General features: G+C 59.4%; 28 protein-coding genes. 22 read left to right on the top strand and 6 right to left on the bottom strand.

Features of this window, described 5'->3' with window-relative positions:
• Window positions 1-2 precede the first annotated feature (2 nt).
• From ACM3N8_RS11760 to ACM3N8_RS11745, 4 genes are all read left to right on the top strand, one after another.
• Window positions 3-128 carry a hypothetical protein gene (locus ACM3N8_RS11760; RefSeq protein ID WP_290019040.1) on the top strand — a complete coding sequence of 42 codons (126 nt, stop codon included), beginning with the start codon at window positions 3-5 and terminating at the stop codon, window positions 126-128.
• Between the two features lie 2 nt (window positions 129-130).
• Window positions 131-793, top strand: a complete 663-nt coding sequence (gene artM / locus ACM3N8_RS11755) for an arginine ABC transporter permease ArtM (RefSeq protein WP_043140611.1) — start codon at window positions 131-133, stop codon at window positions 791-793.
• A gap of 221 nt (window positions 794-1,014) precedes the next feature.
• A complete protein-coding gene (mdh, locus tag ACM3N8_RS11750; protein ID WP_043140614.1) occupies window positions 1,015-1,950 on the top strand; it encodes a malate dehydrogenase in 936 nt (311 codons plus the stop codon).
• A gap of 488 nt (window positions 1,951-2,438) precedes the next feature.
• Window positions 2,439-3,038: a tetratricopeptide repeat protein gene (locus tag ACM3N8_RS11745; protein ID WP_043140619.1), complete on the top strand. Its 600-nt coding sequence runs from the start codon at window positions 2,439-2,441 to the stop codon at window positions 3,036-3,038.
• A 98-nt stretch (window positions 3,039-3,136) separates the two neighbouring features.
• On the opposite strand, the gene hmpA is transcribed toward ACM3N8_RS11745, so the two are convergent.
• Window positions 3,137-4,330, bottom strand: coding sequence for an NO-inducible flavohemoprotein (gene hmpA / locus ACM3N8_RS11740; protein ID WP_290019041.1), 1,194 nt, complete (start codon window positions 4,328-4,330; stop codon window positions 3,137-3,139).
• A 111-nt stretch (window positions 4,331-4,441) separates the two neighbouring features.
• Between hmpA and ACM3N8_RS11735 the strand changes: the two genes are divergently transcribed.
• Entirely contained in the window at window positions 4,442-4,909 is a 468-nt protein-coding gene (locus ACM3N8_RS11735; RefSeq protein WP_042869116.1) for an Rrf2 family transcriptional regulator, read from the top strand.
• Between the two features lie 31 nt (window positions 4,910-4,940).
• Here ACM3N8_RS11735 and ACM3N8_RS11730 read toward each other — a convergent pair whose 3' ends face one another.
• Both ACM3N8_RS11730 and ACM3N8_RS11725 read right to left on the bottom strand, forming a co-directional pair.
• Window positions 4,941-6,221 carry an HlyC/CorC family transporter gene (locus ACM3N8_RS11730; protein ID WP_043140623.1) on the bottom strand — a complete coding sequence of 427 codons (1,281 nt, stop codon included), beginning with the start codon at window positions 6,219-6,221 and terminating at the stop codon, window positions 4,941-4,943.
• Window positions 6,222-6,264: 43 nt separating this feature from the next.
• Complete coding sequence (locus ACM3N8_RS11725) at window positions 6,265-7,056, bottom strand: cytochrome C assembly family protein (RefSeq protein WP_290019042.1); 792 nt, start codon at window positions 7,054-7,056, stop codon at window positions 6,265-6,267.
• Window positions 7,057-7,258: 202 nt separating this feature from the next.
• On the opposite strand from ACM3N8_RS11725, the gene ffh reads away from it, so the two are divergent.
• From ffh to rplS, 5 genes are all read left to right on the top strand, one after another.
• Window positions 7,259-8,635 carry a signal recognition particle protein gene (ffh, locus tag ACM3N8_RS11720; protein WP_042038808.1) on the top strand — a complete coding sequence of 459 codons (1,377 nt, stop codon included), beginning with the start codon at window positions 7,259-7,261 and terminating at the stop codon, window positions 8,633-8,635.
• 182 nt (window positions 8,636-8,817) lie between these two features.
• Window positions 8,818-9,066 carry a 30S ribosomal protein S16 gene (rpsP, locus tag ACM3N8_RS11715; RefSeq protein WP_021141082.1) on the top strand — a complete coding sequence of 83 codons (249 nt, stop codon included), beginning with the start codon at window positions 8,818-8,820 and terminating at the stop codon, window positions 9,064-9,066.
• A 24-nt stretch (window positions 9,067-9,090) separates the two neighbouring features.
• Window positions 9,091-9,612, top strand: a complete 522-nt coding sequence (rimM, locus tag ACM3N8_RS11710) for a ribosome maturation factor RimM (RefSeq protein ID WP_043141859.1) — start codon at window positions 9,091-9,093, stop codon at window positions 9,610-9,612.
• A gap of 34 nt (window positions 9,613-9,646) precedes the next feature.
• Window positions 9,647-10,396, top strand: coding sequence for a tRNA (guanosine(37)-N1)-methyltransferase TrmD (gene trmD / locus ACM3N8_RS11705; protein WP_042652118.1), 750 nt, complete (start codon window positions 9,647-9,649; stop codon window positions 10,394-10,396).
• A 32-nt stretch (window positions 10,397-10,428) separates the two neighbouring features.
• Window positions 10,429-10,776, top strand: a complete 348-nt coding sequence (gene rplS, locus ACM3N8_RS11700) for a 50S ribosomal protein L19 (RefSeq protein WP_005313505.1) — start codon at window positions 10,429-10,431, stop codon at window positions 10,774-10,776.
• Window positions 10,777-10,905: 129 nt separating this feature from the next.
• Here the strand turns inward: rplS and ACM3N8_RS11695 are convergent, their stop codons facing one another.
• Complete coding sequence (locus ACM3N8_RS11695) at window positions 10,906-11,229, bottom strand: isoamylase early set domain-containing protein (protein ID WP_043141863.1); 324 nt, start codon at window positions 11,227-11,229, stop codon at window positions 10,906-10,908.
• Between the two features lie 83 nt (window positions 11,230-11,312).
• Complete coding sequence (mutH, locus tag ACM3N8_RS11690) at window positions 11,313-11,987, bottom strand: DNA mismatch repair endonuclease MutH (protein ID WP_290019045.1); 675 nt, start codon at window positions 11,985-11,987, stop codon at window positions 11,313-11,315.
• Window positions 11,988-12,720: 733 nt separating this feature from the next.
• Here mutH and rppH point away from each other — a divergent pair.
• The 8 genes from rppH (at window position 12,721) to ACM3N8_RS11650 (ending at window position 20,315) form a co-directional block, all read left to right on the top strand.
• Complete coding sequence (gene rppH / locus ACM3N8_RS11685; RefSeq protein ID WP_043141866.1) at window positions 12,721-13,248, top strand: RNA pyrophosphohydrolase; 528 nt, start codon at window positions 12,721-12,723, stop codon at window positions 13,246-13,248.
• 13 nt (window positions 13,249-13,261) lie between these two features.
• Entirely contained in the window at window positions 13,262-15,541 is a 2,280-nt protein-coding gene (ptsP, locus tag ACM3N8_RS11680) for a phosphoenolpyruvate--protein phosphotransferase (protein ID WP_241325743.1), read from the top strand.
• A gap of 67 nt (window positions 15,542-15,608) precedes the next feature.
• Window positions 15,609-16,436, top strand: coding sequence for a prolipoprotein diacylglyceryl transferase (gene lgt / locus ACM3N8_RS11675; RefSeq protein WP_043141870.1), 828 nt, complete (start codon window positions 15,609-15,611; stop codon window positions 16,434-16,436).
• Window positions 16,433-17,227 (top strand): thymidylate synthase, encoded by a 795-nt coding sequence (gene thyA, locus ACM3N8_RS11670; protein ID WP_290065963.1) that lies wholly within the window; start codon window positions 16,433-16,435, stop codon window positions 17,225-17,227. Before lgt ends, thyA begins: the two co-directional genes overlap by 4 nt.
• A 225-nt stretch (window positions 17,228-17,452) precedes the next feature.
• Complete coding sequence (gene nhaA, locus ACM3N8_RS11665; protein WP_042869135.1) at window positions 17,453-18,643, top strand: Na+/H+ antiporter NhaA; 1,191 nt, start codon at window positions 17,453-17,455, stop codon at window positions 18,641-18,643.
• 20 nt (window positions 18,644-18,663) lie between these two features.
• Window positions 18,664-19,044, top strand: coding sequence for a hypothetical protein (locus tag ACM3N8_RS11660; protein WP_172955414.1), 381 nt, complete (start codon window positions 18,664-18,666; stop codon window positions 19,042-19,044).
• On the top strand, window positions 19,031-19,963 hold the full coding sequence (nhaR, locus tag ACM3N8_RS11655; protein ID WP_103471606.1) for a transcriptional activator NhaR: 933 nt from the start codon (window positions 19,031-19,033) through the stop codon (window positions 19,961-19,963). The genes ACM3N8_RS11660 and nhaR overlap by 14 nt, the downstream gene beginning before the upstream one ends.
• A 49-nt stretch (window positions 19,964-20,012) precedes the next feature.
• Entirely contained in the window at window positions 20,013-20,315 is a 303-nt protein-coding gene (locus tag ACM3N8_RS11650) for an ArsR/SmtB family transcription factor (protein WP_042869139.1), read from the top strand.
• Between the two features lie 48 nt (window positions 20,316-20,363).
• Here ACM3N8_RS11650 and rpsT read toward each other — a convergent pair whose 3' ends face one another.
• The gene (gene rpsT / locus ACM3N8_RS11645; RefSeq protein ID WP_005892298.1) at window positions 20,364-20,627 is read right to left on the bottom strand and encodes a 30S ribosomal protein S20; all 264 of its coding nucleotides are present in this window, start codon (window positions 20,625-20,627) and stop codon (window positions 20,364-20,366) included.
• A 191-nt stretch (window positions 20,628-20,818) separates the two neighbouring features.
• On the opposite strand from rpsT, the gene murJ reads away from it, so the two are divergent.
• The 4 genes from murJ (at window position 20,819) to lspA (ending at window position 26,885) form a co-directional block, all read left to right on the top strand.
• Window positions 20,819-22,378 (top strand): murein biosynthesis integral membrane protein MurJ, encoded by a 1,560-nt coding sequence (gene murJ, locus ACM3N8_RS11640; protein ID WP_043557519.1) that lies wholly within the window; start codon window positions 20,819-20,821, stop codon window positions 22,376-22,378.
• A gap of 171 nt (window positions 22,379-22,549) precedes the next feature.
• Window positions 22,550-23,524, top strand: coding sequence for a bifunctional riboflavin kinase/FAD synthetase (ribF, locus tag ACM3N8_RS11635; RefSeq protein ID WP_043557520.1), 975 nt, complete (start codon window positions 22,550-22,552; stop codon window positions 23,522-23,524).
• Complete coding sequence (gene ileS / locus ACM3N8_RS11630; RefSeq protein WP_378080726.1) at window positions 23,524-26,385, top strand: isoleucine--tRNA ligase; 2,862 nt, start codon at window positions 23,524-23,526, stop codon at window positions 26,383-26,385. Before ribF ends, ileS begins: the two co-directional genes overlap by 1 nt.
• The gene (gene lspA, locus ACM3N8_RS11625; RefSeq protein ID WP_043141560.1) at window positions 26,385-26,885 is read left to right on the top strand and encodes a signal peptidase II; all 501 of its coding nucleotides are present in this window, start codon (window positions 26,385-26,387) and stop codon (window positions 26,883-26,885) included. Before ileS ends, lspA begins: the two co-directional genes overlap by 1 nt.
• Window position 26,886: the final 1 nt, after the last annotated feature.

Genomic DNA, 26,886 nt, shown 5'->3' with positions numbered 1-26,886 from the left:
CCATGCAGGACTATCTCATGACGCTGCTGGGGGGATTGGTGATCACCCTGCAATCGACCGTCTTCAGTCAGCTGAGTGAATGCGGTTTTAAGCAGACAGCCCGCTATACCCGCTGCTACGGAGGTTGACCATGCAGGACTATCTCATGACACTGCTGGGTGGTCTGGCGATCACCCTGCAACTGACGGCACTGAGCTTGCTGCTCGGCGTGCTGCTGGCCGCCGCCATGACCTGGGTGCTGGAACGACGGATTCCGGTGGCGACCCAGCTGGTACAGCTGTGGGTGCTGATCTTCACCGGCACGCCGCTGCTCATCCAGATCTTCCTCATCTACTACGGGCCAGGCCAGTTCGAGTGGCTCAAGTCCGGGCCGCTCTGGCCGCTGCTCAAGCAGCCCTGGTTCTGCGCCGTGCTGGCCCTTGGCTTCAATACGGCGGCTTACTCCACCCGGTTGTTCAAGGGGGCGCTGGATGCCATCCCCTCCGGCGAGGTGGAGGCGTGCCGTGCACTCGGCTTCTCGGCCGGGCAGACCCTGTGGATGAAGGTGCGCCACGCCGCACGGCGGCTGGTACCCGCCTATTCCAACGAGGTGATCCTGGTGCTCAAGGGGAGTTCGCTCGCCAGCACCATCACCATCATGGATGTGATGGGTCTGGCCCAGCGCCTCAACGCCCAGACGTATGACACTCTGGCGGTGTTCACCGTGGCTGGTGGCCTCTATCTGACCATGAACGGATTGTTAACAATTGGGTTTCGCTGGTGTGAACGGCGAGCCCTGGCATTCCAGGCCTGAGCTCGGTAGATCTACCTATTTATGGTAAGGGGAAGTGCAGGAAATCTGTGCTTCCCCTCTGATTTTCTGCATTTCCCCCCATTTTTATTCACCGCCTGTTTCTTGGCTCACAGAACCCGTGATTGCAACTGTTATCAGATTGTTTTTTAGGGGGGGATCCATTAAGGTTGGGCCCACAACAAGAAACAACCTTAAACCTACGCTTAAACATGGAGTTGATCATGAAAGTTGCCGTTCTGGGTGCCGCCGGTGGCATAGGCCAAGCCCTCGCTCTGCTGTTGAAAAATCGCCTTCCTGCTGGTTCCGAACTGAGCCTGTATGACATAGCCCCGGTCACTCCGGGTGTGGCGGTCGATCTGAGCCATATCCCGACTGACGTGAAAGTAAAAGGTTTCTGCGGTGAAGATCCGAGCCCGGCTCTGGTCGGCGCCGATGTGGTGCTGATCTCCGCCGGTGTGGCGCGCAAGCCCGGCATGGATCGTTCCGATCTGTTCAATATCAACGCCGGTATCGTCAAGAATCTGGTGGAAAAATGTGCCGCTACCTGCCCGAAAGCGCTGATCGGCATCATCACCAACCCGGTCAACACCACGGTCGCCATCGCCGCCGAAGTGCTGAAGAAAGCCGGTGTCTATGACAAGCGCCGCCTGTTCGGTGTCACCACTCTGGACGTGATCCGTGCCGAGACCTTCGTGGCCGAGGCCAAGGGTCTGAACGTCGACAAGGTGCGTGTCAACGTGATCGGTGGCCACAGTGGTGTGACCATTTTGCCGCTGCTGTCCCAGATCGAAGGCGCTTCCTTTACTGCTGAAGAAGTGGCTGCCATGACCAAGCGTATCCAGAACGCCGGTACTGAAGTGGTGGAAGCCAAGGCCGGTGGCGGATCTGCCACCCTCTCCATGGGCCAGGCGGCCTGCCGTTTCGGTCTGTCGCTGATCAAGGGTCTGCAGGGCGAAGCCAACGTCATCGAGTGCGCCTATGTGGAAGGGGATGGCAAGCACGCCACCTTCTTCGCGCAACCCATACTGCTGGGCAAGAACGGCGTCGAAACCGTACTGGACTACGGCAAGCTGAGTGCCTTCGAGCAAGCGGCTATGGATGGCATGCTGGCTACCCTGAAAGCCGATATCCAGCTGGGTGTCGACTTCGTCAAGTAAGCCGTATGGCTGGCAAACAAGGGGAGCTTCGGCTCCCCTTTGTCATGGGTGACAGATGCAGATGGCGACGGGCTAAGGGGATGGGGCCGGCTGCCGATAACAGAGAGCAGCAGGAGAACCTTATGATGAAACCACTTACCCTTGTCGGCCTTGTCTGTTTGCTGACCCCCCAGGTACAGGGCGCTGAGCCTCAGGCATCCGCCGCCACCCCCACAGCGAGCAGCGCGGTTTCCGCTGCCGAGCAGGCGATGGCATCCCAGAGCGCAGTGTCTGCCGCCGAGTCGCCAGCGGCTGCAGCCCAGAGCTCTGTGTCTGCTGCCGCCCCCCAGCCTGCCGGATCCGGTGCTGTCCCCGCTGCCGCGCCCTTGCCTGTGGCGTCCGAGTCGACACCCGCAGCTGAGCCCGCTCCCGTCGCGACGGGATCTGCGCCCGTGGCCCCATCCCCCGCCGCCACAGCGGAGAGCGGACTCTCTCCGACCAGCCGGCCCATGACCAGCACGCCATCGGGTGGCGGCGGTCTGGGGATCGACAGCAGCAATTTGCAGGCGGTCCCTCTCTATCGCCAGGACGAGCTGCTCAACTGGATTGAACAGGGTCGTCACTTGCAGCAGGTGAAGCAGGACAGGTGCCAGCTCACTCAGGATATAGAGGTGCGGGCCGAGGTGATGAAGGTGCCGGCCTATCAGTTCCTGTGGGGCGACATGCTGGCCTGGGGGGTGTGCATCAAGCCCGATGCCGAGCTCGGGGTCAAATTCATGTGGGAGGCGGCCAATCAAGGGCTGGCGCCGGCGCTGGAACAGCTGGGCCGCTACTACTGGAAGGGCACTCTGGTGCAGAAGGATCTGGTCAAGGCCGAGACCCTGATGCGCGAAGCCGCCAGTCTGGGGTTTCAACGGGCACAGGTCGAGTGGGTCGAGATGCTGCTGCAGGGGATGGGCAGCCCGCTGGATTATGAAGAGGCCTACCACTGGCTGCACAGCACTGTGATCGGTGACAAGGCGCTGCATCAGAAGGCGACCAGCCTGCTGAGCCGCCTGGCCAACCGCATGCCGGCCAATGCCATCGCCCGTGCCAAGGCGATGCACTGAATAAAAAAATGACCCACAGATCTGCATCTGTGGGTCCGGATCCGGCCGCCGTGCCATGACAGGCTGGATCCTCCTTGCTTTATAGGGGGCAGCCCCGTTTAAAGATCCTGATGGGGACCAAAAACTTCGTAGTGCAGCTGGTCGGCCGATATGCCCGCCGCGCTCAACTGCGCCTTGATCGCCTGCATGAAGCCAAGCGGACCGCAGAAGTAGTAGTGGGCCTGCGGTGCCAGCAACTCGGCCACCTGGCTCAAGTCCATGGTGCCGTGGAAGTCGTAATCCTTCCCTTGCTCATCCTGAGCCTCCGGCTCCCGATACCAGACCCGGCTCTGCAGCTGGTCGTGCTGCTCGTGCTTGTGCCGGATATCCTCCTTGAAGGCGTGCAGTGCACCCTGTTCACAGGCATGCAGCCAGCAGATGTCGGCCGCATGGCCCTTGGCCAGCAGCTGGTTGAGCATGCTCAGCATGGGGGTGAGGCCCACGCCGGCAGAGAGCAATACCACGGGCGTGCTGGCATCGGCCTGCAGGAAGAAGTCGCCGGTCGGTGGCATCAGTTCCACCTGATCGCCAGCATGCAGATGGTCGTGCAGCAGGTTGGAGACCTGGCCCTGGGGCTCGCGCTTGACGCTGATGCGGTAATCGCGACCGTTCGGCGCATCGGAGAGGGAGTATTGGCGGATCTCCTGATATTCGAGCTCGGGATGGGCCAGCTTGATGCTGAGGTACTGGCCCGGCTTGAAGTCCAGTACCGGCTTGCCATCCACCGGCGCCAGCAGGAAGGAGGTGATGAGCTCGCTCTCTTTGCGCTTCTCCTTGATGATGAAGGGGCGGGGACCCTGCCAGCCACCGATCTCGCTCGCCTTCTCCTGATAGATCTCGCTCTCCCGGCCGATGAAGATGCTGGCCAGCACACCATACGCCTTGCCCCAGGCATCCAGCACCTCTTCGGTGACCGCACTTCCACCCAATTCTTTGAGCGTGGCCAAGAGATGACTACCTACAATGTGATATTGTTCCGGCTGGATCATGAAACCCGTGTGCTTGTGGGCGATGCGTTCCACCGCGCCGGCCAAGGCTCCCAGGTTGTCGATATTCCTGGCGTAAGCCGCCACCGCATTGAACAGCGCCAGCGGTTGACCGCCGCTGCGCTGGTGCGCCAGGTTGAAAATATCCTTCAGTTCCGGGTTGTGGCTGAACATGCGCTGGTAGAAATGCTGGGTGAGGGCAGGCCCCGCCGATTCGAGCAAAGGGATGGTGCTTTTGATGACGGCGATGGTGGCTTGGTCTAACATAGGAGGTCCTTGCTAATTGAACATCTAAAATGTCACTTAATAAGCTGCATCCTAGATGTTTATTTGATCTGAATCAATAATCAATTTTCCGCGTTATGCGACACAGGCACTATGAGACTAACTAGCTATACCGATTTTGGATTGAGAGCCCTGCTCTATCTGGCGACCCTGCCACAGGGCGAACTGTCGAGCGTGGCCAAGGTCTCCGCCTTGTATGGCGTCTCCCGCAACCACATGGTCAAGGTGGTGAATCAACTGGTGAAGCTGGGTTATCTGCAATCCCAGCGCGGCAAGAATGGCGGGATCCGCATGGCCTGCGCGCCGGAGACAGTCAATATCGGCCAGGTGATCCGGGCGCTGGAGGGCAATCTGGACGGCATCGACTGCAACTCGCCCGCCTGCCACATAGTCTCTGTCTGCTTGCTGAAGAATGCCCTGAAGGAGGCGATGAACGCCTTTTTGGCGGTGATGGACAGCTACACGCTGCAAGACCTGCTGGCCAATCGCGAGGAGCTGCAGAAGGTGTTCGGCGACTTGATCCCGACCCTGGTGCTGGAGCCGGACGAGGAGAGCGAGTGAGATAAAAAAGGCTGCCATCGGCAGCCTTTTTTCAATCTTCGAATCCCGACTCGTTGCGGTATAAATCTGGCATGATCCGCGCCATCTTCACCATGTTGTTCTCCACTTCTAGGATCTCGATGGGATAGCCGGCCAGCCGCAGGCTGATGTTGGGCTGGGGGATCTCCTCCAGGTACTCCAGGATGACACCGTTCAGGGTTCTGGGCCCATCGATGGGCAACCGCCAGCTCATCTCCTTGTTCAGCTCGCGGATGCTGGCCGAGCCCTCCACCAGAAACGAGCCATCCGGCTGGGGGTGGATCTCGTCGCTGGGCGCCGGTGTCATGGAGGTGGTGAAGTCGCCCACTATCTCTTCCAGTATGTCATCCAGGGTGATCAACCCTTGAATATCCCCGTACTCATCCACTATGAGGCCGATCCGCTCCTTGTTGCGCTGGAATTTGGCCAGTTGCACGTTGAGCGGCGTGCCTTCCGGGATGAAGTAGATCTCGTCCACTTCCCGCAGCAGGCTCGACTTGTTGAACTGATCCCTGGCCATCAGCCGCAGCGCATCGCGGGCGTGCAGGAAGCCCACCACATCGTCGATGTTGTCGCGGTAGAGCAGGATCTTGGTGTGGGCACAGTGGGCCAGCTGACGCAGTATGGTCTTCCAGTCATCGTTGATGTCGATGGCGTAGATATCGCTGCGCGGCACCATGATGTGCTCCACCGTCATCTTGTCCAGATCCAGAATGCTGAGCAGCATCTCCTGATGACGCTGGGGGATCAGGCTGCCCGCCTCGTTGACTATGGTGCGCAGCTCCTCGGTGTTGAGGGAGTCATCCTTGTTGGGATGGAGCCTGAGCAGCTTGAGCAGACCGCTGGTGATGCCGTTGATCAGCCAGACAAAGGGGTAGAGCGGCACCATCAGCCCCTTGAGGATCCAGGAGGCGGGATAGGCGATCTTCTCCGGGTACATGGCTGCCAGCGTCTTGGGAGTCACCTCGCCAAACACCAGCACTATCAGGGTCAGGCCGAAGGTGGCGATGGCCACCCCGAAGGCGCCAAACAGCCTGATGCAGACTATGGTGGCGATGGCCGAGGCGAGGATGTTGACCAGGTTGTTGCCGATCAGGATCAGCCCCAGCAGACGATCCGGGCGGGACAGCAGCTTCTCTACCCGACGGGCAGCCTTGTGCTTGGTTTGAGCCAGATGCCGCAGCTTGTAGCGGTTGAGCGACATCATGCCGGTTTCAGAACTTGAGAAAAAAGCAGACAAGAGGATCAAAATAACGAGAACAATCAATAATGTGCTCGTTGATATGCTGTCCAAGAAGGGCTCCTGTGAGGGCTGGATGAGTAAAGGGGGGTGAGTATCAGCTCAGCAGGACTTCTTTGACGAAGCGGCTGCCAAAGTAGGCCAGGGTCAGGATGAAGCTGCCGATCAGGCTCAGGGTGATGACCTTGCGACCGCGCCAGCCACGGGTGTGATGACCCCACAGCAGCAGCACGTAGATGCACCAGGCCAGGATCGAGAGGATCGCCTTGTGGGATTTGCCCTGGGCGAACATGTCTTCCAGGAAGAAGAGGCCGGAGGCGATGGAGAGGGTCAGCAGGAACAGGCCCGCCGAAATGAGCTGGAACAGCCGTTTCTCCACCGTCATCAAGGGCGGCATGGCAGGCAACTGACTGATCTTGCGGGACTTCAGCTGTCTGTCCAGACAGGCGAGCTGCAGTGCGAACAGGCAGGCGATCATCAGCACCGAATAGGCCATCAGCGCGAGCCCTATGTGCAGCAGCAGCTGGGGATGGGCCTCCAGATGGGTGATATAGCGACCCGGGATCAGGGCGCTGGCGGCCAGCAGCAGGGCGGAGAAGCTGTAGACCACGGGCAGCAGGATCCAGCCGTTGAAGCGGCGGGTGACGCAGGTCATGAAGCAGCTGATGATGAGGCTGACCAGGGACGCGACGTTGAGCATGCTCAGGTTCTGGCCTGAATGGGTCACCAGCACTTCGCCGGCCACGGCGGCGCCGTGCCCGATCAGGGCCAGTCCGATACAGGCAAACAGGGGAGCTTGCCCCACAGGTTTGGCACTGAGCAGCAGATGCAGCGAGGCGATGATGGCCAGCAGATAGAACGCCAGGGCCAGAACAGAGATCACGATCATAACCAGGTCGTTGTTGAACAGGCAGTTGGGAATAGGAGAGGCAGTATACCTTGCACAAGATGTGCTCGCCAGTTGTGCTACCGCCGATCTGCCCATATATAGGGAGCAGGTCCCCATTGCTGCCGTGCGGTGAATAATCGTCCTCGCGTCCGCTCTGGGTTATAATGCCCCCAATTTATTACGCCAAGAACCGGAATCCGTCATGTTTGAGAATTTGACTGAACGACTCTCGCGCACCTTGCGCAATGTCAGTGGGCGCGGTCGCCTGACCGAAGAGAACATCAAGGATACCTTGCGCGAAGTCCGCATGGCGCTGCTCGAGGCGGACGTCGCCCTGCCGGTGGTGCGTGACTTCGTCGCTCGCGTCAAGGAGCGTGCGGTCGGCCAGGAAGTGGCCAAGTCCCTGAGTCCGGGCCAGGCCTTCATCAAGATAGTGCACGGTGAACTGGTCTCGGTGATGGGCGAGGCCAACGAGCAGCTCAACCTGGCCGCCCAGCCGCCGGCCATCATACTGATGGCGGGTCTGCAGGGTGCTGGTAAGACCACGACCGTAGGCAAACTGGCCAAGCTGCTCAAAGAGCGCAGCAAGAAGAAGGTGCTGGTGGTCAGTGCCGACGTCTATCGCCCCGCGGCGATCAAGCAGCTGGAGACGCTGGCGAGCGACATAGGAGTCGATTTCTTCCCGAGCGATGCCAGCCAGAAACCGGTCGACATCGCCACCGCCGCCATCGATCAGGCGCGCAAGAAGTTCTATGACGTTGTGATAGTGGATACCGCCGGTCGTCTGCACGTCGACAGCGACATGATGGACGAGATCATCCATCTCCACGCCACCATCAAGCCGATCGAGACCCTGTTCGTGGTGGACGCCATGACGGGTCAGGATGCCGCCAACACCGCCAAGGCGTTCAACGAGGCGCTGCCGCTCACCGGCGTGATCCTCACCAAGGCGGACGGCGACGCTCGCGGTGGTGCCGCCCTCTCTGTGCGCCACATCACCGGCAAGCCGGTCAAGTTCATCGGTATGGGCGAGAAGACAGATGCACTGGAGCCGTTCCATCCGGATCGTCTCGCCTCCCGCATCCTCGGCATGGGCGACGTGCTGTCGCTTATCGAGGAAGTGGAGCGCAATGTCGACAAGGAAAAAGCCGCCAAGCTGGCCAACAAGGTCAAGAGTGGCAAGGGCTTCGATCTGGAAGACTTCCGCGAACAGCTGGCCCAGATGCGCAACATGGGCGGCATGATGGGCATGCTCGACAAGCTGCCAGGCATGTCCGGTCTGCCGGACAACGTCAAGGATCAGATGGATGACAAGCTGACCGTGCGGATGGAGGCCATCATCAGCTCCATGACGCCCAGGGAGCGTGCCCATCCCGACCTCATCAAGGGCTCCCGCAAGCGCCGTATCGCCGCAGGGTCCGGCATGCAGGTGCAAGACGTGAACAAGCTGCTCAAGCAGTTCACCGAGATGCAGCGGATGATGAAGAAGATGTCCGGCAAGGGCGGCATGCGCAAGATGATGGGGCAGATGAAGAACATGTTGCCGCCAGGATTCGGTGGCGGTCGCGGTCCCTTCTGATCCCGACCGTTTCAGCCAGGCCAGGGGCTCACCAGAGGTGGGCCCTTTTCATTGTGAGCCTTGTGCAAAAAATGGCTGGCTTGGTTGCAATTATTACGAATCCAAGTAGAATTACGCGGCTTATTTTAAGCTAGGGTCCGCGTGTTTGCGGGCCTTGTTCATTAGATGTTAATGAGGACGATATGGTAACCATTCGTTTACAACGTGGTGGCGCGAAAAAGCGTCCGTTTTACCAGGTAGTAGTTTCTGACAGCCGTTGCGCCCGTGACGGTCGCTTCATCGAGCGCGTTGGTTTCTTCAACCCGGTTGCTTCTGGTTCTGCCGAAAAGCTGAACCTGGACCTGGCTCGTATCGAGCATTGGGTTGCTACTGGTGCCGCTGTTTCTGACCGCGTTGCCAAGCTGATCAAAGACGCTGCCAAAGCTGCTTAATCAGCCAAACGGTAAGGAGTTAAGGTGGAAAAACCTATAGTTCTGGGCACCCTGGGTACCGTTTATGGCATCAAGGGCTGGCTTAAAGTGAACTCCTTCACCGATGTTGCCGAAGCGATTTTCGATTACAACCCCTGGCTGATCAATCAGAACGGGGCGTGGCGTGAACTCAAGGTTTCGGCCTGGAAGCGTCACAACAAGGGTCTGATTTGCAAGATCGATGGTATCGATCTGCGTGAAGATGCCCTGGCATTGACCAATGTCGAGATTGGCGTTCCCGCCGATCTGTTGCCTGCGTTGCCTGAAGGTGAGTTCTACTGGCGTGACCTGATTGGTTGCTCGGTATCGACCACCAAGGGTTACGACCTGGGCAAGGTGACCGAATTGATGGAAACCGGCTCCAACGATGTGTTGGTGGTTGAGGCCAATGTAAAAGATGCCTTTGGTGCAAAGGAGCGGTTGATTCCGTTCCTGGAAGAGCAGGTGATCAAGCATATTGATCTGACTGCTCGAACAATCGAAGTTGATTGGGATCCTGGTTTCTAGTTTCCCGCGGTAACACGAGTGCCGGAGGTTTCTTATGTGGATTGGGGTGATTAGCCTCTTCCCGGAAATGTTCCGAGCCATTACCGAGCACGGGGTAACGGGTCGGGCCGTCAAGAGTGGCCTGCTGCAGATTGAGTGCTGGAACCCCCGGGACTTTACCCACGACAAACACCGTACGGTCGACGATCGTCCTTATGGTGGTGGGCCCGGCATGTTGATGATGGTTCAGCCGCTGCGTGACGCGATTCATGCAGCCAAGCAAGCGGCGGGAGACGGGGCGAAAGTCATCTATCTCTCTCCTCAGGGACGCAAGCTGACTCAAGCTGGCGTAACCGAGTTGGCGACGAGTCAGAAACTGATTCTGGTAGCCGGTCGATACGAAGGTATCGATGAACGCGTGATACAAACCGAAGTCGACGAAGAGTGGTCTATCGGGGATTACGTGTTAAGTGGTGGCGAGTTGCCTGCCATGACCCTGATCGATGCGGTTTCGCGTCTGGTCCCAGGGGTTTTGGGCGATCAGGCCAGTGCCGAGCAGGACTCCTTCACGGATGGCTTGCTGGATCATCCCCACTACACTCGGCCGGAGTTGTTGGATGGATTGGCGGTGCCAGAGGCGCTGACAAGCGGCAATCACGAAGTGATTCGACGCTGGCGTCTCAAACAGTCGCTCGGACGAACCTGGCAAAGAAGGCCGGAACTTATTAACAACCTAGCTCTGACTGACGAGCAAGAATCACTTCTTGCCGAGTATGTCCGCGAAGTGCGTGACAGCGTTAAGTAGAGTTTTCAGTTTATCCTAGGTAAGGAAAGACAATGAGCAAGATTATTCAGCAGCTTGAACAAGAGCAACTGCGTACCGACATCCCGGCTTTTGCCCAGGGCGACACCGTACGTGTTCAAGTTCGTGTTAAAGAAGGTGGTAAAGAGCGTCTGCAGGCTTTCGAAGGCATCGTTATTGCCAAGCGTAACCGCGGTCTGCACTCTGCTTTCACCGTTCGCAAGATCTCCAACGGCGAAGGTGTTGAGCGTGTATTCCAGACTCACTCTCCGCTGATCCACAGTGTAGAACTGAAGCGTCGTGGTGATGTTCGCCGCGCCAAACTGTACTACCTGCGCAACCTGTCCGGCAAAGCTGCTCGTATCAAAGAGAAGCTCAACTAATTCGATTCGAATTGGTGTCGGTATGTCGGCGAAAAGCTCGACAGGTAGTGAAAAGGCTCGCCAATGGCGAGCCTTTTTTGTGTCTGCAATTCGGGTGCCGGCCAGATGCGCCAGTGTTCTGCTCGTCGCCTACTGACTGACCCGCACCACTGAGTTGTCACGTCCGAAGGGGCCGGGCACATAGTCGTCCGCCTCCCAGTCGTTGTCGTAGTGAGTCTCCCCGTTCGGTTGCACCAGCTGGTAGCAGTATTCGAAATGGCTGGGGCCATCGGTGGGCAGGTTGAGGGTGGTTCTGAACTCCCCGCTCTTCATCCGTTTGAGCTCTATGGGTTGCCACTGGCTGAATTCCCCCAGCAGCAGTACCTGTTCAGCCTCACCTGCGGCCACTTTTTCCACTGCGAAGGTCACCTTGACCTCGGGACGGGACTTGAGGAATTGCTTGTTGATCGGCATGACGCCTCCTTGTCATTGATTGCGAAGAAATGGCTTCTGGCTATTTTTATATCACTTTATGACAAGGATGTTTATAACGGAGATCAAAGGGGCAGGGCAAAGTGTCGTTGCAGCAGGCCGTGGGTGAAGCCTGTCTTGAGGTAAAAGCCCCGTGGCAGGGTCAGGATCGGCTGGCCATTGCGACCGATGGCACGGGTCAGCGCCTTGTTGTTGGCGGCCTTGGGACGCAGTTGCATCACCTGGCCGTGGCGAGCGCTGATCTGCTCCACCTCGCCCAGCACTATCATGTCCATCAGCTCCTCCCAGTCCTGGCGCAGCAGCCGATCCTCCTCCTCACTCGGGCTCCACATCAGCGGCATGCCGACCCGCCGCTCGCCTATGGGAATGTCGCGGCTGCCCTCCACCGGGATCCAGAGCACCCGGGAGAGCTTGTTGCGCACGTTCGACTGCTCCCAGCGCTGGCCGCTGACGCCGATCAGCGGCGCCACGCAGACGAAGGTGGTCTCCAGCGGTTTGCCCTGAGGATCTATGGGGATCGTCTTGAGCTCTATGCCGAGTTCGGGGAAGTCCTGCTCCGGCTTGCTGCCGGCGCTGGCGCCCAGTTGCCATTCGATCAGCTGGCCGACCCAGCCCTTGTCCCGCCTCAGATCCCGCGGGGCGGCGAGGCCGGCATCGGCAGCCAGCTGTGCCAGCGTGAAGCCCGCCATGGCATGGGCTCGGCTCAATAACTCCTGCTCGGACTGGGGCTGGGTGGGCATGAATGACTCCTGCAAAGGGGGATTATTCTAGCAAGTCTGATCCCTGGTGAGGATCGCTGTTTTTATAACCGATCCTGCCGAGGGGTTGCACAGGGGGGGCGGTTTTGTGTGTAAGCACTTATCATAATGATTTTTAACGGATTTGTCTTTGTTGCGCCGATCTTTCCCACGCAGGATCCCGACTTGAAATAGTTGTCCAAGGGTTTGCTCATGCTGTTGCACACAGTTATCCACAGAAATCTTGGATAACTGGCTCAAAGTGGTGATAGTCGGGGTGTTGTTACAAAAAAATGTGAAACTACACCGATTTTTGCTGTGATGACAGGGCAGATAGTGTGCCACTCCTGTGGATAAATTAGCCGTGGTGGATCTTTGAGCAGCCGAACTTGTTCACAATCGGGATCCCGGATCTCCGGCCGGGAAAGACATGGATCTTGATCCAGCACTATGCATTTAACACCATGTATTTAAATACATATTTAGTTTTTATTGCCATGCTGTATGCTGATGCCCTGGGTAGAGCAGATAAATAAAACTACTGTATATACCCGCTTGCTCACAGGCTTATGCACAGTCTGGGTGGGCAACTTGCGGGGCTTGATCCTCGGGTTTGTTTATAAGTCGGCTTGAAATTGAAAGTTATTCATGAGTGGGGGATTGCAGTCCTTGTTTGCTGCCACGGGGTGAATGTGGAACAATCTCCTTATAGATTCAGCCTTTATAAGGTGATCACGTGATAGATGGCGACGGGTTTCGTCCCAATGTCGGAATCGTGATCTGTAACCGTGACGGGCAAGTATTGTGGGCTAAGCGCTATGGGCAGCACTCCTGGCAGTTTCCGCAGGGGGGGGTTGATGACGGTGAGACGCCTGAGCAGGCCATGTATCGTGAGCTGTATGAGGAGATAGGCCTCAAGCCCGAGGATGTGACCATCATGGCCACCAGTCGCAACTGGCTGAAGTACCGCTTGCCAAAACGCCTTGTTCGTTGGGACAGTTCACCGGTCTGTATTGGCCAAAAACAAAAATGGTTCTTGCTACAGCTGGATCCGGGCAGGGAGTCCAGGATCCAGTTCGGCTGTCATGGTCACCCCGAGTTTGATGATTGGCGTTGGGTCAGCTTCTGGTATCCGGTACGCCAGGTTGTCTCCTTCAAACGAGAAGTCTATCGACGGGTGATGAAGGAGTTTGCTCCGCTGGCGATGCCAGTGCCTGTGGTGCAAGTTAATCGGAAAGATGGGCGGCGCAACCGCTCTCGCTAAGGAGCACACCTAGTTGCTGACGGAACTCAGACGCATCGTCGAAAGCATGGCCGAAGCCAACACCCTGGAGCTGGCCCTGCAGGCATTGGTCAGCCAGACCCGGCTGGCCATGATGGTGGACTGCTGTTCCGTCTATGTCTCTGAACCTGACATGCGCCGCTACCGCCTTGCCGCGACCGATGGTCTGGCCGAGTCGGCGGTGGGCAAGGCAACCCTGCCATTCGAGCAGGGTATAGTCGGTCTGGTGGGTCAGCGCGAAGAGCTGATCAACCTGGCCGATGCCCCCTCCCATCCCAGTTTCAAATTCCTGCCCGATGTGGCTGAAGAGGCGTTTCGCTCCTTCCTTGGCGCCCCCATCATGCATCAGCGCCAGGTGGTGGGCATTCTGGTGGTGCAGCAGAAGGACAGCCGCCTCTTCGATGAGGGGGAGGAGTCCTTCATGGTCACGCTGGCGGCCCAGCTGGCGGCCCGCATCGCCCAGGCGCAGGCCAAGGGCTGGTTGCAGAAGACCGACTGGAGCAAGCCGCTGCGCGGCATCGCCGGGGCCAGCGGCATTGCCATGGCTAAGGCCTGGGTGTGGCGGCCCCGCAAGGAGCTCAGCTCCATCACCCCGCGCAAGGACGAGGAGCACGCCAAGCAGCTGGAGCGGCTGAATGTGGCGGTGGAAGAGGTGCGCCACGATCTGGAGAGTCTGGCGCTGCGGTTTCGCGAGAGCTACAGCCAGGATTCGGTCGCCATCTTCGACATCTATCTGCATCTGCTCAACGATCCCGGTTACATCAAGCCCATCCGCAACAAGGTGAGCAAGGAGCACTGGACGGCCGTGTCGGCGGTCAAGCTCATCAGCGACCGGCTGATCGATCAGTTCAAGGGGATGAAGGATCCCTACCTGCAGGAGCGCTCCACCGATGTGAAGGACATAGCCCAGCGGCTCATCAGCCGGCTGGTGCAGAATGAACCTGAACACATCACGGTCGGCGAGCCCGTGGTGCTGGTCGCCGACGAGGTGACGGCCACCATACTCGCCGAGGTGCCGCGGGAATTCCTGACCGGGGTTGTCTCCCTCAAGGGGGGCACCAACTCCCACGCCGCCATTTTGGCCCGTGCCATGGGGGTGGCGGCCATCATGGGGGTGGATCTGCCGCTCGGCGACATAGGCGGTCGCATGCTGGTCGTCGACGGCTACAGCGGCGATCTCTTCATCGAGCCCAATCAGGTGATCCTGACCGAGTATCGGCAACTGCTCAACGAGGAGCGGGCGCTCGATACCCTGGTGCGCAGCGTCGACAACCAGCCATCGGAAACCGCCGACGGCACTCCTGTCTCCTTGCTGCTCAACGCGGGCCTGAGCGCCGACACCGAGATCTCCCTCAATCATCTGGCGGACGGGGTCGGGCTCTATCGCACCGAGATCCCCTTCATGCTGCAGGACAGCTTCCCCTCCGAGTGGGAGCAGACGGCGCGCTATCGCGGCATCCTGGAAACCTATCGAAATCGTCCTGTCTGCATGCGCACGCTGGACGTGGGGGGCGACAAGCAGCTGCCCTATTTCCCCATCGTCGAGGAAAATCCCTTCCTTGGCTGGCGGGGGATCCGGCTCACCCTGGATCACCCCGAACTGTTCCTGGTCCAGCTCAAGGCCATGCTGCGGGCCAGCGAGGGGCTGGACAACCTGGCCATCATGCTGCCGATGATCAGCAGCGTCAGCGAAATCAGGGCCTCTCGCCGGCTGCTGGATCAGGCCTGGCGAGAAGTGTCGGAAGAGGCGGCCAGTCGCGATGCGGTGATCCGCTACCCCAGCCTGGGAGTGATGATAGAGGTGCCGTCCGCTCTCTATATACTGCCCGAGATGGCGCCGCTCATCGACTTCTGGTCGGTGGGCAGCAATGACCTGACGCAATACCTGCTGGCGGTGGATCGCAACAATGCCCGCGTCGCCAATATCTACGATGCCTTCCATCCCGCGGTGATCCGCGCCCTGCAACTGCTGGTCGATGCCTCCCATCGCTACCAGAAACCTGTCTCCGTGTGTGGCGAGCTGGCCGGCGATCCGGTCGGTGTGCTCTTGCTGCTGGCCATGGGCTATCGGCGCTTCAGCATGAACACCCACAACATTGCCCGTATCAAGTACGTGCTGCGTCAATCCACCCTGAGCGAGCTGACCGCGCTGATGGCCGATGGCCTCAAGCACGACAATCCTCACGTGCTGCGCGGCCTGTTTGCCCGTTACCTGGAAGAGCACGGTCTGGGCGGCTTGCTGCGGGCCGGTCACAAAACGAAACAGACTGATTGATAATCATGCCTTGTCCCTGCTGACGAATGATCGGAAAATGCGGCTTTTCTTATGACTGGGGCCGCATATGCAGCACGATGGATATTGGGTTTTCTCGCAGGTTGATCCTGTAGCATTCAGTTTGGGGCCACTATCGGTACGCTGGTACGGTCTCATGTATCTGTTTGGTTTCGCCTTCGCCATGTGGTTGGCGGGGCGTCGCGCCGATACACCGAACAGCGGCTGGACCCGCAACGAGGTCTCCGATCTGCTGTTTTACGGCTTCCTCGGGGTGATCCTGGGTGGTCGGGTCGGTTACGTGCTGTTCTACAACTTCGACATGTTCCTGGCCGATCCCCTCTACCTGTTCAAGATCTGGACCGGCGGCATGTCGTTCCACGGTGGCCTGATCGGGGTCATCACCGCCATGATCTGGTTCGCTCACAAGACCAAGCGCCACTTCTTCACCGTGGCCGACTTTGTGGCACCGCTGATCCCGTTTGGCCTCGGCGTGGGTCGCATCGGCAACTTCCTGAACGGCGAGCTGTGGGGCCGGGTCACCGATGTGCCCTGGGCCATCATATTCCCTGAGGCTGGCCCTGAGCCGCGTCACCCTTCCCAGCTCTATCAGTTCGCGTTGGAAGGTGTGGTGCTGTTCATCATCCTCAATCTGTTCTGGCGCAAGAACCCGCCCCGTGGCGCCATCTCAGGCATGTTCCTGTTGTTCTACGGTCTGTTCCGCTTCCTGGTGGAGTTTGTGCGTCAGCCGGACAGCCAGCTGGGTCTCTACTTCCAGGAGATCAGCATGGGCCAGATCCTCTCCATGCCGATGATCATCGTCGGTGCCATCATGATCTGGGTCGCCTACAAGCGTCCTCAGCTGTTCGGCAACGCCGCGAAGGAGGCCAAGCAATGAGGGCCTATCTTGACCTGATGCAGAAGATCCTGGATGAGGGCACGGTCAAATCCGACCGCACCGGCACCGGTACCGTCTCCCTGTTCGGCCACCAGATGCGTTTCAATCTGGCGGACGGCTTTCCGCTGGTCACCACCAAGAAGTGCCACCTGCGCTCCATCATTCATGAGCTGCTCTGGTTCCTCAACGGCGATACCAACACCGCCTATCTGAAAGAACACGGCGTCAGCATCTGGGATGAGTGGGCCGACGAGAATGGCGATCTGGGGCCTGTCTATGGCGCCCAGTGGCGCTCCTGGCCGGCGGCCGATGGCACCGTCATCGATCAGATCCAGCGTGCTGTGGATGACATCAAGCAGAATCCGGATTCGCGCCGCATCATAGTCTCCGCCTGGAACGTGGGCGAACTGGACAAGATGGCGCTGGCTCCCTGCCACGCCTTCTTCCAGTTCTATGTGGCGGACGGCAAGCTCTCCTGCCAGCTCTACCAGCGCAGCTGTGATGTGTTCCTCGGCCTGCCGTTCAACATCGCCAGCTATGCATTGCTGACCCACATGATGGCCCAGCAGTGCGATCTGGAAGTGGGCGATTTTGTCTGGACCGGTGGTGATGTGCACCTGTACTCCAATCACATGGAGCAGACCGCGCTGCAGCTCTCCCGCGAGCCGCGGCCCTTGCCGCAGCTGGCGATCAAGCGCAAGCCGGATTCCCTCTTCGACTACAGGTTCGAGGATTTCGAGATCCTGGGGTACGACCCCCATCCCGGCATCAAGGCGCCCGTCGCCATCTAATGTAAAAGGCGCCTTGAGGCGCCTTTTATATGCATAAAAATAACTGAAAATTCATTTTATTGATTGCGTCATCAAGGGGGCCTGAGTGCAGTAAAACCTGCTTATAGCAGGCACATTCTGTTTTTCCTTCGGTTTTCTCGTTGTATTCAGCAGTAAGAAACGATTTTCCATTAATTGTTATGGGATATAGACTCAAATCAAAGTAATACTGTGGATAATTTAACCATGAGCAACGTAATAAAGAAGTTTCTGCAGCTGGAGGCCGCCTCCGGAATAATTCTGATCATGGCAGCCATACTGGCGATGGTATTGGCCAACACGGGTCTGGCCGGTGGCTATCAGGCATTCCTCGATACGCCTGTGCAGGTGCGCATCGCCGCGCTCGACATCAACAAGCCGCTGCTGCTCTGGATCAACGACGGTTTCATGGCGATCTTCTTCCTGCTGGTCGGGCTTGAGGTCAAGCGTGAGATGCTGGAAGGGGCGCTCTCTTCCCGGGTGCAGGCGACCTTCCCGGCCATAGCCGCGGTCGGCGGCATGCTGGCCCCCGCGCTCATCTACGCCTTCTTCAACTACTCGGATGAAGTGGCGCGCGCCGGCTGGGCTATCCCCGCTGCGACCGACATCGCCTTTGCCCTCGGGGTGATGGCGCTGCTGGGCAAGCGGGTGCCGGTCAGCCTCAAGGTGTTCCTGCTGGCGCTGGCCATCATGGACGACCTGGGTGTCATCATCATCATCGCGCTCTTCTATACCCAGCAGCTGTCGCTGACGGCGCTGGCGGTCGGCATACTGGCGACCCTCACCCTGCTGTGGATGAATCGCCGTGGGGAGGACAGGATCGGCCTCTACATGCTGGTGGGCCTGGTGCTCTGGGTGGCTGTGCTCAAGTCCGGCGTCCATGCGACCCTGGCTGGCGTCATAGTGGGCTTCATGATACCGCTCAACGGCAAGCGTTATGCCTCGCCGCTCAAGCATCTGGAGCACTCGCTGCACCCCTGGAGCGCCTACCTGATACTGCCGCTGTTCGCCTTTGCCAATGCGGGGGTCTCGCTGGACGGGATAGGCCTGTCGTCCCTGCTGAGCCCTGTCCCTCTTGGCATCATGCTGGGGCTGTTCGTGGGCAAGCCGCTCGGGGTGTTCACCATCAGCTGGCTGGCGGTCAAGCTGGGCATCGCCCAGTTGCCGGGCGGGGTCAACTTCAAGCAGATTTTTGCGGTCAGCATACTGTGTGGCATCGGCTTTACCATGTCGATGTTCATCGCATCGCTGGCGTTCGAGCACGGCGGATTGGATTACGGCAGCTATTCACGCCTCGGGATCCTGGTGGGATCCACCCTGGCGGCAGTGGTCGGTTATCTCGCCCTGCGGATGTCGCTCCCCAACCGGGAGGCGGATCAAAGCACGGAGGGGTTATGAGAAGAGTGATAGGCTTGGTCATGCTGGCGAGCCCGGGGCTCTGGGCGGCCAGTCTGGAAGATTGTCAGCAGGATGCGGCATCAAGCAGCTGCTCCGCCTATCTCAACGGGGTGGTCGACAGCGCCGTCATGCTGGGGGACAAGCAGGCCAAGGCCCAATTCGGTGAGACCTTCGCCGAGCGGGCCCTGAGCAGCCGGGCCGGTGAGCGGGTCAAGCAGTCCAACAAGCGCTACTGCGGCGAGCGGATGCCTGACAAGGTGCGCCTCAAGGCCAACCTGCAGGCGCAGTTCACCGCAAACAAGGTTGACTCGATCAGCGACATGTATGACATTCTGGCGGCTGAACTCAGCTGCTACCGGAGTCCGCGTACCGCGGGAACCCCATCGGATGTCACACCTTAACTACAACCACCTCTACTATTTTTGGATGACTCAGAAGAAGGGCTCCGTCACCCAGGCGGCGGAAGCTCTCTTCTTGACCCCGCAGACAGTCACCGGCCAGATCAAGCTGCTGGAGCAGCGCCTGGGCGGCAAGTTGCTGATGCGCAAGGGACGCTCCCTCGAGGCTACCGAGCTGGGCCAGCTGGTGTTTCGCTATGCCGACAAGATGTTCAGCCTTTCCTACGAGATGCTGGATATCGTCAACTACCGCAAGGAGAGCCAGATACTGTTCGATGTCGGCATCGCCGATGCACTCTCCAAACGCCTCGCCAGCCGGGTACTGCTCTCGGTCATTCCCAACGATGGCTCCATCCACCTGCGCTGCTTCGAATCGACCCACGAGCTGCTGCTGGAACAGCTGAGCGAGCACAAGCTCGACATGATCCTCTCCGACTGCCCGGTGGACTCCAGCCAGCATGCGGGCCTGCTCTCCAAGCGGCTAGGCGGTTGTGGCGTCAGCTTCTTCTGCAAGGCGCCGCTGCCCGAGAAGCCCTTTCCCGCCTGTCTGGAGGAGCGCAAGCTGCTGATCCCGGGACGTCGTACCGCCATGGGCCGCCAGCTGACCCAGTGGTTCGAGCAGCAGGGCATCTCCCCCAGCATCCTCGGCGAGTTCGACGATGCGGCCCTGATGAAGGCCTTCGGTTTCTTCAATCAGGGCATCTTCATGGCCCCCACCATCTATCGGGAGGAGATCCTGGAAGGGGAGGAGGTGATGCTGATCGGGGAGACCCAGGATCTGATGGAGGAGTATTACGTCATCTTCGCCGAGCGGATGATCCAGCATCCGGCGGTAAAACGGGTGTGCGAGAGTGATTTCTCCTTCCTGTTCGCCGGGCGGGAGGACTTCACCACGATTCAACCGGCAACCCTGGCATTTTAAATCGGCGGGTCACAGAGTATGATTCTTGCCTCGGACGAGAGGGGATGAGATGCAACTGGAAGAGATGGAGGCGAATGCGAGCCGGGCTGTGGCGCTGCTCAAGGCACTGGCCAACGAACGACGACTGTTTATTCTGTGTCAGCTGCAGGATCGGGAACTGTCGGTGGGGGAACTCAACGAGGTACTCGGATTGAGCCAGTCAGCCCTGTCGCAGCACCTGGCCGTGCTTCGGCGGGATGAGTTGGTGGAGACGCGAAAAGAGGCCCAGACGGTCTACTATTCGCTGCGCAGCCATGAGGTGCGCGAGATGATTGCCCTGCTGCACAAGCTTTACTGCAGCGCAGATAAATAAAAACCGGCACTGAGGCCGGTTTTTTTAGCTTTATACAGCCGAAGCTGATTAAGCCATAGCTTTGATCTGGGCAGACAGGCGGCTCTTGTGACGAGCAGCTTTGTTCTTGTGGATCAGGCCTTTGGTAGCCATGCGATCCATGATCGGCTGAGCGGTAGCAAAAGCAGCAACGGCAGCAGCTTTGTCGCCAGAAGCGATGGCAGCAATTACTTTCTTCAGATAGGTACGGGTCATTGAACGACGGCTGGCGTTGTGTTGACGACGTTTCTCTGACTGAATCGCGCGCTTCTTAGCAGATTTGATATTAGCCAAGGTAAAACTCCTAAAACTGTCTTAGCGAGTGTATTGAAAAGGCCCGGAAATATGCCTTCTCAACCACATATTGTCAAATGATTTGTGCAAATAAACACCGCCCCCCGGTGGTGTGTCTGTTGGGAGGCGGTTAAACTGTCGGCCGATTCTACCAGCATTCTTTCCATTCTGACAGTTCCAGAGGCTTCGTCTTGAGTAAGAAATTGATCAAATCCGGCATGATAGTGTCCGCAATGACGCTGGCGTCCCGTGTGATGGGCTTGGTTCGCGATGTGGTCATCGCCAATCTGCTTGGCGCCGGGGTGGCCGCAGACGTCTTCTTCTTTGCCAACCGCATTCCCAACTTCCTGCGCCGGCTGTTCGCCGAAGGGGCCTTCAACCAGGCGTTTGTTCCCGTGATGACGGAGTACAAGAAAAAGGGCGATGAGCGCGAGGTGCGCGAATTGCTGGCCGCCGTGGCGGGTACGCTCGGTGGCATAGTCACCGTCGTTACCCTGCTCGGGGTGCTGGGCTCGGGCGTGCTGACGGCCCTGTTCGGCTGGGGCTGGTTCTGGGACTGGCTGCATGGCGGGCCGGCGGCCGAGAAGTTCGAGCTGGCCAGCCTGATGCTCAAAATCACCTTCCCCTACCTCTGGTTCATCACCTTCACCGCCATGGCGGGGGCCATACTCAACACTTTTGGCCGCTTTGCGGTCTCCTCGTTTACGCCCGTGTTTCTCAACCTCACCATGATAGCGGCGGCCTGGTGGATAGCGCCCTTGATGGAGCGGCCAGAGATAGCCCTCGCCATCGGTGTCTTTCTCGGCGGTCTGGTGCAGTTCCTGTTCCAGTACCCCTTCCTGCGCCAGATCAACATGCTGGTGTGGCCCAAGTGGGGTTGGCATCATCCCGGGGTGATCAAGATCCGCACCCTGATGATCCCGGCGCTGTTTGGCGTCTCGGTCAGCCAGATCAACTTGCTGATCAACACCATGCTTGCCTCCTTCCTCGCCACCGGCGCCATCAGCTATCTCTATTACTCGGATCGGCTGCTGGAGTTTCCCCTCGGCCTGTTTGCGGTGGCCATCAGTACAGTGATCCTGCCTGCGCTGGCCAAGAAGCACGTGGATGAGGATCCGGCCGACTTCGCCCGTACCATGGACTGGGGGGTACGCATGGTGATGCTGCTCGGCCTGCCGGCCATGGTGGGGATAGCCGTGTTGCGCGAGCCCATACTGCGAGTGCTCTTCATGCGCGGCGAGTTCGGCATGCACGAGGTGAGCATGTCCAGTGCCAGCCTGCTGGCCTCCACCACGGGCCTGCTCTCCCTGATGCTGATCAAGGTGCTGGCGCCGGGCTACTACGCCCGCCAGGATACCAAGACGCCGGTGCGGATCGGGGTGATGTCCATGGTGGCCAACATGGTGTGCAACCTCATCTTCATCTTCCCGCTCGGCTATGTGGGGCTGGCGCTGTCGACCGCCTGCTCGGGCACCCTGAATGCGGCCTTGCTGTTCAAGGGCTTGTATCAGCAGTCGGTCTACCGTCCGTCCCGCCATACCGGGATCTTCTGCCTCAAGCTGCTGGTGGCGACCGTGCTGATGGGGGGGCTGCTTGGCTACCTGTCGCCGGATCTCGCGCAATGGGGCGCCTGGGGCATGGGCAAGGCCAGCATGCAGCTGACCATGTTGCTCTGTCTGGGCGGGGCCCTGTATGGCGTCATACTGCTGGCGCTGGGCATTCGGCCAAGACACCTGAGATCGGGTCAGTAGCCGCAGTGACACTGCCGCCATGGGCGGGTGAAACTTGCAGGGGGTGGCTCTGATGGCGCTCGGCATTCGGAATTTGACCAGGATGCCTGAAATCGGGCCATGAGGGCTGACCCTGCCTGCTGGCTGATATATAATCCGCCGATTTCCATGGCAGCAACGCACAAGGCACTGATGGAGCTTATTCGCGGTATTCACAATATCAAGCCCCGTCACCGGGGGTGTGTATTGACCATAGGCAACTTTGATGGGGTCCATCAGGGTCACCATGCCGTGCTGGCACGCCTGCAGGAAAAAGCCGTCCAACTCGGCCTGCCCGCCTGCGTCATGCTGTTCGAACCCCAGCCCCTTGAGCTGTTTGCAGGTAGCGAAGCGCCTGCCCGCCTCAGTCGGCTGCGGGAGAAGTACGAGGCGCTCAGGGGCATGCAGCTCGATCGCATGCTCTGCGTGCGCTTCAACCATCGCTTCGCCGAACAGTCCGCCGCCACCTTCATCGAGCAACTGCTGGTGGATAAGCTCGGCGTGCACTATCTGGTGGTCGGCGATGATTTTCGCTTCGGCAAGGGGCGGGAAGGGGACTTCCAGTTGCTGGAGGCTGCGGGGCAGCGCTTCGGTTTCGAGGTGATCAGCACCCAGAGCTTCCAGCTCGAACGCCAGCGGGTCAGCAGCACGCTGGTGCGCGAGGCCCTCAAAGCCGGCCGGATGGCGGAGGTGGAGCTGATGCTCGGTCGCCCCTATACCATCAGTGGCCGGGTGGCCCACGGTGACAAGCTGGGCCGCACCATAGGTTTTCCCACCGCCAATCTGGCGCTCAAACGCCAGGTGATCCCGGTCGGTGGCGTGTTCGCGGTGGAAGTGGTATGTTCCGGCAAGACCTTCCCCGGTGTCGCCAATGTGGGTGTACGGCCGACCTTGAGCGGTACACAAGCCAGATTGGAAGTACATCTATTTGATTTTTCTGGCGATCTATATGGTCAACAGGTCAAGGTGCTGCTTCGCCACAAGCTGCGCGAAGAGCAGAAGTTTGCCTCTTTCACCGCCTTGAAAGAGCAGATCGAACGAGATGCCCTGGCGGCCCGAGCCTGGTTCGGGCTGCCACCATTCAATTTACCCAGCACTCTTTTAGAAAAGAAGGGAACCCAGGACTGATGAGCGACTATAAACATACCCTGAATCTTCCGGAAACCGAGTTTCCGATGCGTGGCGATCTGGCCAAGCGCGAACCCAACATGCTGAAACGTTGGTACGATCAGGATCTTTACGGCGCCATTCGCCGCGCCAAAGCGGGCAAGCCCTCCTTCATTCTGCATGATGGCCCTCCCTACGCGAACGGCAGCATTCACATCGGTCACTCGGTCAACAAGATCCTGAAAGATGTCATCATCAAGTCCAAGGGCCTCTCCGGCTTCGATTCTCCCTATGTGCCCGGCTGGGATTGCCACGGTCTGCCCATAGAGCTGAAAGTGGAAGGCATGGTCGGCAAGCCGGGCGAGAAGGTTTCCGCCGCCGAGTTCCGCGCCGAGTGCCGCAAATATGCCAAGACCCAGATCGAAGCGCAGAAGACCGACTTCATCCGTCTGGGCGTGCTGGGTGACTGGGAACATCCCTACCTGACCATGGATTTTGGCACCGAAGCCAACATCATCCGCTCCATGGCCAAGATCGTCGAAAACGGCCACCTGCACAAAGGTTCCAAGCCGGTGCACTGGTGTACCGACTGTGGCTCCGCCCTGGCTGAAGCCGAGGTTGAGTACTACGACAAGAATTCCCCCTCCATCGACGTGCGTTTCAAGGCCGTCGACGAGGCTGCCGTTGCCGCCAAGTTTGATTGCGCCGAAGGCCACACCGGCAAGGGCCCGCTCTCCGTGGTGATCTGGACCACCACCCCCTGGACCCTGCCGGCCAACCGCGGCGTCGCCATGCACGCAGACCTCGACTATGCCCTGGTGCAGGTGGATGGCGATCATCCGGAGCGCCTGATCCTGGCGGCCGACCTGGTCAAAGACGTGATGGACCGCGCCGGCATCGAGCAGTTCCACAACCTGGGTTATGCCAAGGGTGCTGCGCTCGAGCTGCTGCGCTTCAACCACCCCTTCTACCGCTTCGACGTGCCTGTGGTGCTGGGTGATCACGTCACCCTGGATGCCGGTACCGGCGCCGTTCACACCGCCCCTGGCCACGGTCAGGAAGACTTTGTGGTCGGTCAGAAGTACGGTCTGGAAGTGGCCAACCCGGTTGGCAGCAACGGCGTTTACCTGCCGGATACCGAACTGTTTGCCGGCCAGCATGTGTTCAAGGCCAATGCGGCCGTGGTCGAGGTGCTGAACGAGCGTGGCGCCCTGCTGCACCACATGGTGTTCAACCACTCCTACCCGCACTGCTGGCGTCACAAGACCCCGATCATCTTCCGTGCCACCCCGCAGTGGTTCATCAGCATGGAACAGAAGGGTCTGCGCAAGCGCGCGCTGGAAGAGATCGAGCGCATCGAGAAAGACGGGATCACCCAGCACGGCCAGAGCGGCTGGGTACCGGCCTGGGGCAAGAACCGCATCCAGGCCATGGTCGAGAACCGTCCTGACTGGTGCATCTCCCGTCAGCGCACCTGGGGCGTGCCCATCTCCCTGTTCGTTCACAAGGAGACTCAGCAACTGCACCCGGAATCCGTGCGCCTGATGCATGAAGTGGCCAAGCGGGTCGAGCAGGCCGGCATCCAGGCCTGGTGGGATCTGGACAAGGCTGAGCTGCTGGGCAGCGACGCCGACATGTACGATAAGGTGCCCGACACCTTGGACGTCTGGTTTGACTCAGGCTCAACTCACTCCTCAGTGGTCGATGCCCGTCCCGAGTTCAACGGTCACTCCGCCGACCTCTATCTGGAAGGTTCCGACCAGCACCGTGGCTGGTTCATGTCCTCCCTGATGATCGGCGTGGCCATGAAAGACAAGGCGCCCTACAACCAGGTGCTGACTCACGGTTTCACCGTGGATGGTCAGGGTCGCAAGATGTCCAAGTCCATCGGCAACGTGGTCAGCCCGCAGGACGTGATGAACAAGCTGGGTGCCGACATCCTGCGTCTGTGGGTCGCCAGTACCGATTACACCGGCGAGATGACGGTCTCCGACGAGATCCTCAAGCGCTCTGCCGATGCCTATCGCCGCATCCGCAACACAGCCCGTTTCCTGCTGGCCAACCTGAACGGCTTCAATCCGGCAACCGACATGGTGGCTCCGGCTGACATGGTGGTGGTGGATCGCTGGGCCGTGGGTCGTGCCAAGGCGGTACAGGCCGAGATAGTGACGGCATTCGACGAGTACAACTTCCACGGCGTGACCCAGAAGCTGATGCAGTTCTGCTCCATCGAGATGGGTTCCTTCTACCTGGACGTCATCAAGGATCGTCAGTACACCGCCAAGGCAGACAGTCTGGCTCGTCGCTCCTGCCAGACAGCTCTGTATCACATAGTGGAAGCCATGGTGCGCTGGATGGCGCCCATCATGAGCTTCACCGCCGATGAAATCTGGGCCCTGCTGCCGGGTGAGCGCAGCGAGTTCGTGTTCACCGAGGAGTGGTATGACGGCCTGTTCGGGCTGGATGCCGGCGAGCAGATGGGCGATGCCTTCTGGGCCGAGATCCTGACCGTGCGTGGTGAAGTGAACAAGGCGCTGGAAGCGGCCCGTGGAGAGAAGCGTATCGGCGGCTCCCTGCAGGCCGAACTGACCCTGTTTGCCAAGCCTGCGCTGGCCGAGCGTCTGAATGCCCTGGCCGACGAGCTGCGCTTCGTGCTGCTCACCTCCAAGGCCAAGGTCGTGATCGCTGACAGTGCACTGGAAGGTTCCGTTGCGACCGAGCGCGATGACCTCTGGCTGAGCGTGGCCCAGTCCGCCGCCGCCAAATGCGACCGCTGCTGGCACCATGTGGAAGACGTGGGCACCATAGCCGGTCACGAAGAGATCTGTGGCCGCTGCGTCACCAACGTCGAGGGTGACGGCGAAACACGTCAATTTGCCTGATGAACATGACTCATAACAAGAGCGGCCTGCGTTGGCTGTGGCTGGCGGTGCTGGCATTCGTACTGGACCAGGCGAGCAAGCTCGCCGTGGTCAAGCTGCTGCCGTTTGGCTATCCGGGGGTGGAGATCACCCCCTTCTTCAATCTGGTGCACGTCTACAACAAGGGCGCTGCGTTCAGCTTCCTGGCCGATCAGGGGGGCTGGCAGCGCTGGTTCTTCGCGGTGCTGGCGTTTGCCATCTGCGGGCTGCTGATCCACTGGCTGCGCAAGCAGTCGGTCACCCAGCGCTGGAGCGGCATCGCCTATTCGCTCATCATAGGCGGAGCCCTTGGCAACGTGTTTGATCGGCTGGTGCTGGGCCATGTGGTCGATTTCCTCGACTTCTACTGGCAGCGTTCCCATTGGCCGGCGTTCAACCTGGCCGACAGCTTCATCTTCATCGGTGCCGCCATGATAGTGCTGGAAGGCTTCCGTTCCGAGAAGAAGAGGGAGGTAGCATGAG

The organism is Aeromonas sp. A04, assembly GCF_047780465.1.
Lineage (GTDB): Bacteria > Pseudomonadota > Gammaproteobacteria > Enterobacterales > Aeromonadaceae > Aeromonas > Aeromonas bestiarum.
This window is presented reverse-complemented; position numbering and strand designations above follow the sequence as displayed.